The following is a 14507-nucleotide window of genomic DNA, read 5'->3' as shown; positions in this document are numbered from 1 at the left end:
GTTTGGAAGGGGGGACGCCGACCCACTGTGGGAGCGAGCCTGCTCGCGAATACGACGGCACATTCAACATCAATGTGGCTGAAGAATCGCTTTCGCGAGCAGGCTCGCTCCCACAGGGGATTTGCGGAGCACGATGGTTATTTGCAGACTTCGGCAATGGCCTCGGCGAGCAAGTCCAAGCGTGTGGCATCGATTCCGGCGACGTTCGCCCGGCCCGTGCCGACCATGTACACGCTGTGATGATCGCGCAGGTTTTTCACTTGCTCCGGCGTCAACCCAGTGTAGGAAAACATCCCTCGTTGCACGCCAATGTGCGCAAAACGCTCGCGCAAACCATGGGTCTCCAGCGCTTCGAGCAGGCCGCTGCGCAGCTGAGCGATGCGCAAGCGCATGGTCTCCACTTCATCGGCCCACAGACTTTTCAGCTGCGGATCGCCAAGGATGGTCGCCACCACGGCGGCACCATGATCCGGCGGCGTAGACCACAGGTTGCGGGCGATGTTGGCCAGTTGGCTGCGGATATCCACCAGCTTGTCGGCGGTGTTTGCGCAGACGATCAGCGCGCCGGTACGGTCGCGGTACAGGCCGAAGTTCTTCGAGCAGGAACTGGTGATCAGCACTTCCGGCAACTCGGCGGCGAACAGCCGGGTCGACCAGGCATCCTGTTCCAGGCCATCGCCGAAGCCTTGGTAGGCGAAGTCGATCAGCGGCAGCAGATCGCGACTGCGCACCACCTCCAGCACCCGGCGCCAGTCATCATGGGACAGGTCAAAACCGGTCGGGTTATGGCAGCAGGCGTGCAGCAGGACCACATCGCCCTTGGGCGCGTCCTTGAGTGCCGCCAGCATGGCTTCGACGTCGAGACGATTGTCGCTGCCCACGTAGGGGTAATGACTGACCTTGACCCCGGCGGCGGCGAAGATGGTTTCGTGAATCGGCCAGGTCGGATTGCTCAACCACACGCCACGGCCTGGCAGGCACTGGGCGATGAAGTCCGCGCTCAGGCGCAACGCACCGGTGCCGCCCGGCGTCTGTGTGACGCCGGCCCGTTGTTCGGCGATCAGTGCGGAGTCGGCACCCAGCACCAGCTCATTGATGACCTTGCCGAACGCCGGTTCGCCGTGGCCACCGATGTAGGTCTTGGTGGCCTGGCGATCCACCAGCCGCGCCTCGGCGAGTTTCACCGCCTGCGGGATCGAAGTCAGCCCCTGGGCGTCTTTGTAGACGCCCACGCCGAGGTCGAATTTGCGCGGGTTCGGGTCCTGCGCATAGGCCTCCATCAGGCCGAGGATCGGGTCGCCGGGTACTCGACCTATGGCGTCGAAATGCATTATTTGCGGCCCTCGGCGTCCTTGGCCACTTCGTCAGTGCGTGCGGCCATGATGAAATCGTTGCGGTGCAGGCCCTTGATGGAGTGGCTCCACCAGGTCACGGTGACTTTGCCCCACTCGGTCAGCAGGCCCGGGTGGTGACCTTCGGCCTCGGAGATTTCACCGACGGCGTTGGTGAACGCCAGGGCGTGTTTAAAGTTCTTGAACAGGAAAACTTTTTCCAGCTGCATGACCGCGTCGCGCACTTCAATGTTCCAGTCGGGAATCTGCTTGAGCAGTACCGGCAGTTCTTCGTCGCTGACCTGAGGGGCGCCGGCTTGGCAGGCTTCGCAGTGGGCTTGGTTCAATGTGGACATGATGGGGTTCCTGAAATCGAGTGTTTGAGAAAACGGTCGCCAGTGGGGTCACGCTAAAGCAAAGCGTCGGCCCGTAACAGACTCACCTGATGCCAAAAGGCGCGGGTCACGCGGCCTTTGGCGGAAATTTAGGGGTGTGCAAGCCCAGCTGCATGCCTTGCTTGACCATGCTCATGATGTCTTCATGAGCCACATCAAACAGGCGCTTGAGGTTCGGCAGGACAAAGTACAGCGGTTGCAGAATGTCGATGCGATACGGCGTGCGCATGCATTCCAGTGGATCGAACGTCTGATGCTCAGGTTCGTCCGACAGGCAATAAACGGTTTCTTTGGGCGAGGAGAGAATGCCGCCGCCGTAAATGCGCATGCCTTGCGGCGTATCGACCAGGCCGAACTCGATGGTCATCCAGTACAGGCGCGCCAGGTACACACGCTCTTCCTTGGTCGCCTGCAGGCCGAGTTTGCCGTAGGTGTGGGTGAATTCGGCGAACCAGGGGTTGGTCAGCAGCGGGCAGTGGCCAAAGATCTCGTGGAAAATGTCCGGCTCTTGCAGGTAATCCAGCTCTTCGCGGGTACGAATGAAGGTCGCCACCGGAAACTGCTTGTTGGCCAGCAATTCGAAAAAGGTCTGGAAGGGGATCAGGGCTGGAACCCGGGCGACTTGCCAGCCGGTGGTTTCACCGAGCACCTTGTTGATCTCGCCCAGTTGCGGAATGCGGTCGTGGGGCAGACCGAGTTTTTCGATACCGTCCAGGTATTCCTGGCACGCACGCCCTTCGATCACTTTGAGTTGGCGAGTGATCAGCGTGTTCCACACCGCGTGTTCTTCGGCGGGGTAGTCGATAAAACCTTGCGCATCGGGCTCGCGAGCCACGTATTGCGTCTGCTTCATGCTGCTCTCCTGCTAGGGGATTTCGTTCTTGTTATGTCCTGCTATGGACTTAGAAATACCCCAAGATGTTCGACGTTGCAGCAGGTGGTTCGCAGCAAGCGTAGGAAAAAACCACGGTTTTCGTAAAGTATTCGTTACGGTTTGCCGGGTGCCGCGTAAGCATTGATATCTGCAGGTTTGAAATGGCGTCCAGGTGTCACATAATCTTGACGGCTATCTGAGTTCCTCATCAGAAAAATCGGGCGCCAACCCTGCGGGAGCCAGCCTGCTGGCGATAGCGGTGTGTCATTCGACATCAACATCGCCTGATGCGACGCCATCGCCAGCAGGCTGGCTCCCACAGGTCAATCATCGTTTATAGGTCTTGTATATGCGTATCAAAGTTCACTGCCAGAACCGCATCGGCATCCTGCGCGACATTCTCAACCTGCTGGTGTCGTACGGAATCAACGTCGCCCGTGGCGAGGTCGGCGGTGAGCATGGCAATGCCATCTACCTGCATTGCCCGAACCTGATCAACCTTCAGTTCCAGGCGCTACGACCGAAATTCGAGTCGATTGCCGGGGTGTTCGGCGTCAAGCGCGTAGGACTGATGCCCAGCGAACGTCGGCACATGGAACTCAATGCCTTGCTCGGCGCGTTGGAGTTTCCAGTGCTGTCGATCGACATGGGCGGCTCGATCGTCGCGGCCAACCGGGCGGCGGCGCAGTTGCTCGGGGTGCGTGTCGATGAGGTGCCAGGGATCCCGTTGTCGCGGTACGCCGAGGATTTCGACTTGCCGGAACTGGTGCGCGCCAATAAATCGCGGATCAACGGATTGCGGGTCAAGGTCAAGGGCGACGTGTTTCTCGCCGACATCGCGCCCTTGCAATCGGAGCATGACGACAGCGAAGCCATGGCCGGTGCGGTACTCACGCTGCATCGCGCTGACCGGGTCGGTGAGCGCATCTATAACGTGCGCAAGCAGGAGCTGCGCGGGTTCGACAGCATTTTCCAGAGTTCTAAAGTCATGGCGGCGGTGGTGCGTGAAGCCCGGCGCATGGCGCCGCTGGATGCGCCGCTATTGATAGAAGGCGAAACCGGCACGGGTAAAGAGTTGTTGGCCCGAGCCTGCCACCTCGCAAGCCCGCGCGGGCAATCGCCATTGATGGCGCTCAACTGCGCCGGGTTGCCGGAATCCATGGCCGAGACCGAGTTGTTCGGTTATGGGCCCGGTGCCTTCGAAGGGGCACGGGCCGAAGGCAAGCTCGGGCTGCTGGAACTGACGGCGGGCGGCACACTGTTTCTCGATGGCGTCGGCGAAATGAGCCCGCGCCTGCAGGTTAAATTGCTGCGCTTCCTGCAGGACGGTTGCTTCCGTCGTGTAGGCAGCGATGAAGAGGTTTATCTGGATGTGCGGGTGATCTGCGCGACTCAGGTCGACTTGTCCGAGTTGTGCGCTCGCGGGGAATTTCGCCAGGATTTGTATCACCGCCTGAACGTGCTGTCGTTGCACATCCCGCCACTGCGCGAGTGTCTCGACGGTTTGACACCGCTGGTGGAGCACTTCCTCGATCAGGCCAGCCGACAGATCGGTTGCCCGCTGCCGAAACTGGCGCCGGCGGCCATGGAGCGGCTCAGTCACTACCATTGGCCGGGCAATGTCCGGCAACTGGAGAACGTGTTGTTCCAGGCGGTTTCGTTGTGCGAGGGCGGGACGGTCAAGGCCGAACATATTCGTCTGCCGGACTATGGCGTGCGTCAGCCACTTGGCGATTTTTCCCTGGAAGGCGGGCTGGACGAGATAGTCGGGCGCTTTGAGAAAGCGGTGCTGGAGCGGCTGTATTCCGAGCATCCGAGCAGTCGGCAACTGGGCAAGCGGTTGGGGGTTTCGCATACGACCATTGCCAATAAGTTGCGCGAGTATGAGGTTGGCAAGACGGAGTCATAGCTGGCACTTGCTTTGTTTGTACTGGCCCCATCGCGAGCAAGCTCGCTCCCACATTGGATATGTGTCTCACTGAGATCCCTGTGGGAGCGAGCTTGCTCGCGATGGCGGTGGTGGCCGTTACCCAGAATCAAGCGTTGCCTATTCCCGGCATAACACCGCCGGTTTTTCGTCTTCGATACATTTCCAAAATCCCCGCAAAACCCCTCAAACCCCTTGTTTCCCGGCCCCCGCGCCGCCAGAAAAAAGTTGGTCTGCAAATTGCTTATGGCTCAGCAGTACAGCACTGGGCGGCAAACGTCCGGCAGGCAGAGGAACGACTGTGGACAAGTACCTTTATGTGGCAATGACCGGCGCCAGCCAGAATGCACTGGCGCAGAAGGCTCATGCGAACAACCTGGCGAACATCTCCACCAACGGCTTCCAGAAAGACCTGGAACAGGCGCGTTCGATGCCGGTGTTCGGTGACGGCTTTCCGGCGCGTGCGTTTGCCCTGTCGGAGCGTCCGGCCACTGACTTCTCCCCTGGCGCGCTGGTGCAGACCGGTCGCGATCTCGATGTCGCGGTGCAAGGCAACGGCTGGATTGCGGTACAGAACCCTGACGGCGGCGAAAGCTACGTGCGCACCGGCAGCCTGAACGTCGACGCCCTCGGCGTGCTGCGAGCCGGCAACGGTATGCCGGTACTGGGCAATGGCGGGCCGATTGCCGTGCCGCCCGAGCAGCAGATCGAAGTCGGCGAGGACGGCACCATCAGTATCCGGGCGATGGGCGAGGGGCCTCGGGTGATGGCCGAAGTCGACCGCATCAAACTGGTCAACCCTGACTTCAGGAACATGACCAAAGGCCTGGACGGTTCGATCCACACCAAGGATGGCCAGCCGGCGCAGGCCGATGCCAACGTCAAGCTGGTGTCCGGCTTCCTCGAGTCGAGCAACGTCAATGCCGTGGAAGAGATGACCTCGGTGCTGGCCCTGGCCAAGCAGTTCGAACTGCACGTCAAGATGATGAACACCGCCAAAGAAGACGACCAGGCCATGGCTCGGGTCTTGCAGATCAGCTAATTACCAGAACGTCGCGCCGTAAAACAGGCGCACGAGGAGAATCGAATGCTTCCGGCTCTATGGGTTGCCAAAACAGGCCTGTCCGCCCAGGACACCAACCTGACGACCATTTCCAACAACCTGGCCAACGTCTCGACCACGGGTTTCAAACGGGATCGCGCCGAGTTCCAGGACTTGCTCTACCAGATCAAGCGCCAGCCTGGCGCCCAGACGACCCAGGACAGCGAACTGCCGTCGGGTCTGCAAGTGGGTACCGGTGTGCGCGTCGTCGGCACCCAGAAAAACTTCACCGCCGGCAGCCTGCAAACCACCGAGCAACCCTTGGACATGGCCATCGACGGTCGCGGTTTCTTCCAGATCCTGCAGCCGGACGGCACGACCTCCTACACCCGTGACGGTACCTTCCACCTCGACTCCAACGGTCAGATCGTCAATTCCAGCGGCTTCGCCCTGGAGCCGGCCATCGTCATCCCGAACGATGCCCAGACCTTCACCGTCGGTCGCGACGGCACCGTGTCCGTCACCGTGGCGGGCAACCCGGCCGCCCAGGTGATCGGCAACCTGCAAACCGCTGACTTCATCAACCCGGCCGGCCTGCAGGCCGTGGGCAATAACCTGTTCCTGGAAACCGCGGCCAGCGGCGCGCCGCAGGTCGGAACGCCGGGCCTGGCCGGTTTCGGCACCACGCTGCAGAACACCCTGGAAACGTCCAACGTCAGCACCGTTGAGGAGATGGTCAACATGATCACCACTCAACGCGCCTACGAGATGAACTCCAAGGTGATTTCCACCGCCGACCAGATGCTCTCGTTCGTCACGCAGAATCTGTAATCAAGTCCATGGGGCGGCCACGCGGCCGCCAGCAACACCGTGAGGTAGGGTCATGAAGCGTTTTGTATCTGTTCTGGCATTGAGTGGGGTCACCGCGCTCGCGGGCTGTGTCGCCCCGTCGCCCAAGCCCAACGACCCTTACTACGCCCCGGTGTTGCCCCGTACGCCGCTGCCGGCGGCGGCCAATAACGGCTCGATCTACCAGGCCGGCTTCGAACAGAACCTGTACAGCGACCGCAAGGCGTTCCGGGTCGGTGACATCATCACCATCACCCTGAACGAACGCACCCAGGCCAGCAAGAACGCCAACTCGCAAACCGCCAAGAACAGCAAGACCGACATCGGCCTGAGCTCGTTTTTTGGTGGCGGCCTGAGCACCAATGATCCGGTGGGCAGCGGTAACCTGAGCCTGGACGTCGGTTACGCAGGCGACCGCGCCACCAAGGGCGACAGCAAGTCCGGCCAGAGCAACAGCCTGACCGGCTCGATCACGGTGACCGTCGCCGACGTGTTGCCAAACGGCATCATCGCTGTGCGCGGCGAGAAGTGGCTGACCCTCAACACCGGCGATGAGCTGGTACGGATTGCCGGCCTGGTTCGCGCCGACGACATCGCCACCGACAACACCGTGTCCTCGACCCGAGTCGCCGATGCGCGCATCACCTATTCGGGCACCGGTGCCTTTGCCGATGCGAGTCAGCCGGGCTGGTTCGACCGTTTCTTCCTCAGCCCGCTGTTCCCTTTCTAGGTGGCTACGTTGACTCTTAAACATCTGCTGGTGGCCGCCCTGATGCTGTCCGCCGCGTTCAACGTGCAAGCCGAGCGGCTGAAGGACATCGCCAGCATCTCCGGCGTGCGTTCCAACCAGTTGATCGGTTACGGCCTGGTGGTCGGGCTCAACGGTACCGGCGACCAGACGACCCAGACCCCGTTCACCCTGCAGACCTTCAACAACATGCTCTCGCAGTTCGGCATCAAGGTGCCGCCGGGGTCGGGCAACGTGCAATTGAAAAACGTCGCGGCGGTGTCGATCAGTGCCGACTTGCCGGCATTCGCCAAGCCGGGTCAGCAGATCGACATTACCGTGTCCTCCATCGGCAACTCCAAGAGCCTGCGCGGCGGCACCTTGCTGCTGACCCCGCTCAAGGGTATCGACGGCAACGTCTACGCCATCGCCCAGGGCAACCTGGTGGTCGGCGGTTTCGATGCCGAAGGTCGCGATGGTTCGAAAATCACGGTCAACGTGCCTTCGGCCGGGCGCATCCCGGGTGGTGCCTCGGTCGAGCGATCGGTGCCGAGCGGCTTCAACCAGGGCAACAGCCTGACCCTGAACCTCAACCGTTCCGACTTCACCACCGCCAAGCGCATCGTCGACAAGATCAACGACATGCTCGGCCCTGGCGTGGCCCAGGCCATCGACGGCGGTTCGATTCGGGTCAGCGCGCCACTGGACCCGAGCCAGCGGGTCGACTACCTGTCGATCCTCGAGAACCTCGAAGTCGATCCGGGCCAGGCGGTGGCGAAAGTCATCATCAACTCCCGCACCGGCACTATCGTGATCGGCCAGAACGTCAAAGTGTCGCCGGCCGCTGTGACCCACGGCAGCCTGACCGTAACCATCACCGAAGACCCGATCGTCAGCCAGCCCGGCCCTCTGTCCAATGGGCAGACGGCAGTCGTGCCGCGCTCGCGGGTCAATGCCCAGCAGGAAGCCAAGCCGATGTTCAAGTTCGGCCCGGGCACCACCCTCGACGAAATCGTCCGGGCGGTGAACCAGGTCGGCGCCGCGCCGGGTGACTTGATGGCCATCCTCGAAGCATTGAAACAGGCTGGTGCGTTGCAAGCCGACCTGATCGTGATCTGAGGACGACCACCATGGACATGCGCAAGGGCGGTTTGGGGGTCAGCAGCAGCGACTCGGGTTCCTATTCGGACCTCAATCGCCTGAACCAGCTCAAGGTCGGCGACAAGAACAGTGACGGCAACCTGCGCAAGGTCGCACAGGAATTCGAATCGCTGTTCCTCGGGGAAATGCTCAAGTCCATGCGCTCGGCCACCGACGCGCTGGGCCAGGACAACCCGCTCAACACCCCGGCGGCCAAGCAGTACCAGGAAATGTACGACCAGCAGCTGGCCGTATCCATGTCCCGCGAAGGCGGCGGCATCGGCCTGGCGGACGTGTTGATGCGCCAGATGGCGAAGAACAAACCGCTGGCGCCGGGTGAGGCCGCTGCAGCGTCCGCCGCCAAGCAGGCTGCCGCCAAAGCCGCGGTGGAAACCCCGATTGGCGCCGGAACTGTCGCCACCAACGGACCCTTGTCGCGCCTCAATGGCGAGCGACCGCTGTGGGCTTCACGCTCGATGAAGTCGGCGGCGAACCCGGGCGAGGGCGCGCATCACAACGACATGGCCCTGATCAATCAGCGGCGCCTGGCCCTGCCACCGAAACTGGCCGACCGTCTGCTCGCCGGGCTGGTACCGTCGGCATCGACCAAGGCGCCGGCCGTCAACACAGCGCTGCACAACACCCAGCTGCCGCCAACCACAAGCACCGGTGCCGGTCCGCTGTACAACGGCGATTGGCTGACTGCGCAAACGGACACCACCGCCAGCGGGCGCCTGCAGGTTCAGGGGCGGGTCATGGCGCAAATTCCCCTGGCACCGGCGAAGAAGGCATTCAGTTCCGCCGACGAATTCGTCAACACCATGCTGCCCATGGCCAAGGAAGCCGCCGAGCGCATTGGCGTCGATCCGCGGTACCTGGTGGCCCAGGCCGCCCTGGAAACCGGTTGGGGCAAATCGGTCATGCGCGCCCAGGATGGCAGCAGCAGCCACAACCTGTTCGGCATCAAGGCCGGTAGCAGCTGGCAGGGCGATTCGGCGCGGGCGATCACCAGCGAATTCAGAAATGGCGCAATGGTCAAGGAGACGGCGCAGTTCCGCTCCTACGCCTCGTACAAGGACAGCTTCCATGACCTGGTGACGTTGCTGCAATCGAACAATCGTTATCAAGATGTCGTGAAATCGGCCGATAACCCGGAACAATTTGTGCGCGAGTTGCAGAAGGCCGGTTACGCCACCGACCCGGACTACGCCAGCAAGATTTCGCAGATAGCCAGGCAGATGACCAGTTACCAGAACTACGCTGCGGCGGGCGCTACCACCACGCCTTTATAGGCATAAGGGTCTGAATCATGAGTTTGCTCAATATCGGGATGTCGGGTCTGAACGCCAGCCAGGTGTCGTTGGCGACCGTTGGCAACAACATCGCCAACGCCAACACCGCCGGCTATTCACGCCAGCAAACCATTCAGAGCAGTAACACTTCGCACCTCAATGGCGGGGTGTTTATCGGCAGCGGTACGACGCTGGCCGATGTGCGTCGGGTCTATAACGCTTATCTCGATAACCAGCTGCAAACCTCCACCTCGCTGAGTAACGATGCCAACGCCTACCTCGAGCAAGTGAGCCCGCTGGACAAGCTCTTCTCCGACAAGACCACGGGGATCAGCGCGGTATTGAGCAGCTTCTTTGCCTCGGTGCAGACGTCTGCCGGTGCACCGAGCGACACCGCCGCGCGGCAGTTGCTGCTGACCAATGCGCAAACGTTGAGCAACCGCTTCAACGCCCTGGCGTCGCAGATGCAGCAGCAGAACGAAGGTATCAATAGTCAGTTGACGACGATGACCGACAAGGTCAACCAGCTGACGTCGTCGATTGCCTCGTTGAACCAGCAAATTTCCCAGGCCGGCAACTCGACTGGCAGTGGCCCCAACAACTTGCTCGATGCGCGCAATGAAGCTGTGCGCACGCTTAATGAGTTGGTCGGTGTCACCGTCCAGGAGTACAACGGCAGTTACAACGTTTCCCTGGGAACGGGGCAGTCGCTGGTGATGGGCAATACGGCGAACACACTTTCGACCGTCAGAAGCGGGATCGACAAGAGTCAGCTGAATATCCAGATCAACTCGCCGTCGTCGGTCAGTGACGTGACGTCTGTGATCAGTGGCGGCAAGATTGGGGGGCTGCTGCGTTATCGCAGTGACGTGTTAATCCCGGCACAGAACGAATTGGGTCGGGTCGCGCTGGTGGTGGCAGATAATATCAATACGCAACTGGGGCAGGGCCTGGATGCCAATGGCCAGTTCGGCGCGTCGCTGTTTTCCAGCATCAACAGTGCAACCGCGATCAGTCAGCGCAGCCTGGCTTCGTCAGACAACGACGCCAAGTCCGGTAACCTTGATGTGACCATCGTCACCAGCGGCAACCTGACGATCTACGACTATCAGGTCACCTTTACCAGTGAAACGGCCTACAACGTGGTGCGCTCCGATGGAAAAGCAATGGGCAGCTTCAGTCTTAACGATGACCCGGCCAAGGAAATCGACGGATTTGTGCTCAACCTTCACGGCAAAGATGAAACCATAGCCATGGGCGACAGCTTCAGGATCATCCCGACACGCAACGCTGCCAGCGCTATTGCCACGACCATGACTGATGCCAACAGGCTTGCCTTTGCTGGCGCGATCACGGCCACCACTGGCACCGGTAACGGGGGCACGGGCACCATCACACCACCGACGCTGACCAGCGCCCTAGACATCTACGACACCGGTCTGGCACAAAGCCAGTCGGTCATCAAAGACGCCTTGCCCGTCAAGCTGGTGTTTGGTGCGATCACCAATGGCACCCAGACTTACACCGTGTATGACGCCAAGGGTAAAGATATCGGCAGCGGCGGCAGTATCGTGCCCGGCCGAGCGAATGAACTGGCCATTAACGTGACAATGCTCGATGAGAAGGGCGCCCCTATTCTCGACGCGAACGGCGACCCCAAGCATTTCGAATTCAAAACCACCGTGTCCGGCTCTCCTGCCAATGGCGACAGCTTCACCGTGGCGTTCAATGTCGATGGCAAGTCGGATAATCGCAACGCTCAATCGCTGCTGAACCTGCAGACCAAATCCACAGTCGGCACCAATACCGGCTCCGGTAGCAGTTTCACCTCCGCCTATGCCTCGCTGGTCGAACGGGTCGGCGCCAAGGCGAGCCAGGCACAGATCGACACCAGCGCCACGGGGGCGATCCTGGCGACGGCCAAGTCCAGCCGTGATTCTGCGTCGGGCGTCAACCTCGACGACGAAGCGGCGGATCTGGTCAAGTTCCAACAGTACTACACGGCGTCTTCGCAGATCATCAAGGCTGCGCAGGAAACCTTCAGCACCTTGATCAACGCCCTCTAGGGAAATAGTCGACTATGCGGATTTCCACTTCTCAGTACTTCGAGACCAGTGCGGCGAGCTATCAGAAAAACTTTGCCGACACCGTCAAGACCACGCAGCAGATCAGTTCCGGAGACCGTATCCAGACGGCAGCCGACGATCCGATAGGCGCCGCCAAGCTGTTGATGCTGCAGCAGCAGAGCGAATTGCTGAGCCAGTACAGCGGCAATATGACGACGGCTACCAACGCGCTCAATCAAGAAGAGGGCGTGCTTTCGAGCATCTTCGATGCTATGCAACGCGCAAGCGAATTGGCGATCCAGGCGGGCAGTGGCGCATTGAGCGAGCCGGATCGCGTCTCGATTGCCGCAGAAATCGGAGAAATCGAAAAAAGCGTATTCGGCATGCTCAATTCCAAGGATGCCAATGGCGGCTACCTGTTTGCCGGCTCGAAGAGTTCAACGCCGCCATACGTGCGCAACGGCGATGGTACCTACAGCTATCAGGGTGATCAGACTCAGCTAAGCGTGCAGGTTTCCGACACCTTGCGCATGGCCACCAGCGATACCGGCTACAGCATTTTCGATTCGGCTACCAACAACAGCCGCACTCAGGCGATGCGGACGGCGCCAGCGGACGGCGAGAGTCGTGTTACCGTTTCCGATGGCCTGCTCAATTCGACGAGCCGCTACACCCAATCCTTCAAGGAGGGGCAGCCGTACACATTGACCTTCAGCAGTGCGACCGAGTACAGCATAGTCGGCAACGACGGCATTGTGACGAGTGGTACATTCGATCGTAACGAAGAAAACTCCTTGACCATCAGCTTCCGCGGGGTGGACTTCAAGCTGGGTGTAAACCTGCAGCCAGACGATACCGACGTTGATGCCGCCTTCGCCAAGCATGCCTTTGTGCTGGAAGCCAAGCCTGACTCAATCAACACGACGCGCAGCTCGGGCAATTCGACGGCCCAGGTCACGCGAACGGATATCAGCGACCCTGGCGCTTACCTGAGCACCTTTCCCGGCGGCGGGGCGGTAATCAAGTTCACCAGTGATTCCGAGTTCCAGGTGTATGCCCAGCCCTACAGTGACAGCAGCATGCCGATCGAAAAAGGCACCCTCAGCGGCAAAACCATCACCGCCGCGGGTGTGACCTTCACTTTCGATCCTGCTCCCGCCGCTAACGACCAGTTCTCGGTGCAGGCCAATACCCATAACACCCAAAACGTACTCGACACCCTCAGCCAGCTTCGCCAAGCGTTGGTGCTGCCGGATTCCGATGCCAACTCAGCCAGCAAGCTGAGCAATGCAGTCGCCTCGGCCATCAGTAATCTGAGCAGTGCCCGGGATCGAGTCGATCTGGTCCGTGGGGAGATTGGCGCACGCAACAACGCGCTGGAAATTCAGAAGCAGGAAAACCTGAGCCTGGATCTGGCCAACAAAGGCACCCAGGCGGCGATCGGCGATACCGATATAGCGACGGCCTCCGTGACCCTGACCTTGCAACAAACCATGTTGCAGGCTTCGCAACTGGCCTTCTCGAGGATCTCCCAGCTGAGCTTGTTCAACAAGCTCTGAGGACCTCTGCGACCGGTGTTGGCAGACTTCAAGTAAGTCGCTGGAGCCGGTCGCGCTGCATTTGCCCATCCTTGAGCGATCCATTGAGCAATTTGAGTGTGACCAATAAGTCAAAACGCGCATCTTCCCTGTATTGTATTAGCGGATGACACTGGCCTCGGCCGTCACGATTTGCTTGAATTGCCTCGGGTATCGACTCCGCCGCCTATGCCAGGCGAGGTTATCCCGTTTTCTTTTGGCGCCCCTCAATTCATTCGAGTGGTGATCTTTTAGCTGTTTATTATTGGGAAGCCATGATGATTGGCATAAAAAGCATAGCGAGTTACGTGCCTGCGCAAGGCATTGATAACTACGCCCAGGGTGCCAAGTTCGAGAAGGACGAAGAGTTTATCCTTGGCAAGATCGGCTCGGCCTTCCTGCCGCGCAAGGATGACACTCAGGAAACTTCAGACCTGTGTGTCGAGGCCATCAACGCCTTGTTCGCCCTCAACCCCGCACTTAAGCGCGAATCGATTGACGCGCTGATCGTCGTCACCCAGAACGGCGACGAAGAGGGCCTGCCGCACACCGCAGCCATCGTCCAGGACAAACTGGGCCTGCCGACCTGCGTAGCGGCGTTCGACATCTCCCTGGGTTGCTCCGGCTACGTCTACGGCATCTATGCCCTCAAAGGCTTCATGGAAGCGGCAGGCCTGAAAAACGGCCTGCTGGTGACCGCCGACCCGTACTCGAAAATCGTTGACCCCGAAGACCGCAACACCACCATGCTGTTCGGAGATGCCGCTACCGTTACCTGGATGGGCGAGGACGCGCCTTGGCAGCTGGGCAAGGCCAAGTTTGGCACCGACGGTTCAGGCGCTCCGCACCTGAAAGTCAGCGACGGCGTTTTCTTCATGAACGGCCGCCAGGTCTTCAACTTCGCCCTGCTCAAGGTGCCGGCACACCTGCGCGAATTGCTGGACGAATCGGGCCTCACCTCCGACGACATCGACGCTTTCTGCATCCACCAGGGCAGCGCCGCCATCGTCGATGCCGTGGCTCGTCGATTTGAAGAGCAGCCAGAGCAGCAACAGAAGTTCATCAAGGATATGGTCGAGACCGGCAACACCATCTCCTCGAGCATTCCGCTGCTGCTGGAAAAACACATGTTCGATGCCAGCTGGAAGCGTGTAGCGCTGAGTGGTTTCGGCGTTGGCCTGTCGTGGGGCTCGGCGATCATTTATCGTCCGTGACCTGCTGACGGCGCCAAAAAAGGCGCGCTTGCATATCAGCAAGCGCGCCTTTTTTGTTTAACAGAACCTGTCA

General features: G+C 60.3%; 12 protein-coding genes. 9 read left to right on the top strand and 3 right to left on the bottom strand.

Features of this window, described 5'->3' with window-relative positions; translation table 11 throughout:
• Positions 1–137: 137 nt before the first annotated feature.
• The 3 genes from ACA041_RS23520 to phhA all read right to left on the bottom strand — a co-directional run bounded on the left by ACA041_RS23520 (position 138) and on the right by phhA (position 2579).
• On the bottom strand, positions 138–1331 hold the full coding sequence (locus tag ACA041_RS23520) for an amino acid aminotransferase (RefSeq protein WP_497437927.1): 1194 nt from the start codon (positions 1329–1331) through the stop codon (positions 138–140).
• The gene (locus ACA041_RS23515; protein WP_497437926.1) at positions 1331–1687 is read right to left on the bottom strand and encodes a 4a-hydroxytetrahydrobiopterin dehydratase; all 357 of its coding nucleotides are present in this window, start codon (positions 1685–1687) and stop codon (positions 1331–1333) included. Before ACA041_RS23515 ends, ACA041_RS23520 begins: the two co-directional genes overlap by 1 nt.
• Before the next feature lie 106 nt (positions 1688–1793).
• On the bottom strand, positions 1794–2579 hold the full coding sequence (gene phhA / locus ACA041_RS23510; protein ID WP_497437925.1) for a phenylalanine 4-monooxygenase: 786 nt from the start codon (positions 2577–2579) through the stop codon (positions 1794–1796).
• A 370-nt stretch (positions 2580–2949) separates the two neighbouring features.
• Here phhA and ACA041_RS23505 point away from each other — a divergent pair, with 370 nt between their 5' ends.
• The 9 genes from ACA041_RS23505 (at position 2950) to ACA041_RS23465 (ending at position 14434) form a co-directional block, all read left to right on the top strand.
• Complete coding sequence (locus tag ACA041_RS23505) at positions 2950–4509, top strand: sigma-54-dependent transcriptional regulator (RefSeq protein ID WP_497437924.1); 1560 nt, start codon at positions 2950–2952, stop codon at positions 4507–4509.
• Positions 4510–4828: 319 nt separating this feature from the next.
• Positions 4829–5569, top strand: coding sequence for a flagellar basal body rod protein FlgF (locus ACA041_RS23500; RefSeq protein WP_497437923.1), 741 nt, complete (start codon positions 4829–4831; stop codon positions 5567–5569).
• Between the two features lie 45 nt (positions 5570–5614).
• Complete coding sequence (gene flgG / locus ACA041_RS23495) at positions 5615–6400, top strand: flagellar basal-body rod protein FlgG (RefSeq protein ID WP_497437922.1); 786 nt, start codon at positions 5615–5617, stop codon at positions 6398–6400.
• A gap of 52 nt (positions 6401–6452) precedes the next feature.
• Positions 6453–7148, top strand: a complete 696-nt coding sequence (gene flgH / locus ACA041_RS23490) for a flagellar basal body L-ring protein FlgH (protein WP_497437921.1) — start codon at positions 6453–6455, stop codon at positions 7146–7148.
• Between the two features lie 42 nt (positions 7149–7190).
• A complete protein-coding gene (locus tag ACA041_RS23485) occupies positions 7191–8264 on the top strand; it encodes a flagellar basal body P-ring protein FlgI (protein WP_497442163.1) in 1074 nt (357 codons plus the stop codon).
• Between the two features lie 11 nt (positions 8265–8275).
• Positions 8276–9577 carry a flagellar assembly peptidoglycan hydrolase FlgJ gene (gene flgJ, locus ACA041_RS23480; protein ID WP_497437920.1) on the top strand — a complete coding sequence of 434 codons (1302 nt, stop codon included), beginning with the start codon at positions 8276–8278 and terminating at the stop codon, positions 9575–9577.
• A 14-nt stretch (positions 9578–9591) separates the two neighbouring features.
• The gene (gene flgK, locus ACA041_RS23475; RefSeq protein WP_497442162.1) at positions 9592–11643 is read left to right on the top strand and encodes a flagellar hook-associated protein FlgK; all 2052 of its coding nucleotides are present in this window, start codon (positions 9592–9594) and stop codon (positions 11641–11643) included.
• A 14-nt stretch (positions 11644–11657) separates the two neighbouring features.
• On the top strand, positions 11658–13202 hold the full coding sequence (locus tag ACA041_RS23470) for a flagellar hook-associated protein 3 (protein ID WP_497437919.1): 1545 nt from the start codon (positions 11658–11660) through the stop codon (positions 13200–13202).
• 296 nt (positions 13203–13498) lie between these two features.
• Positions 13499–14434, top strand: coding sequence for a ketoacyl-ACP synthase III (locus tag ACA041_RS23465; protein WP_497442161.1), 936 nt, complete (start codon positions 13499–13501; stop codon positions 14432–14434).
• Positions 14435–14507: the final 73 nt, after the last annotated feature.

The sequence above is a fragment of the Pseudomonas sp. LBUM1676 genome (genome assembly GCF_059695605.1).
This window is presented reverse-complemented; position numbering and strand designations above follow the sequence as displayed.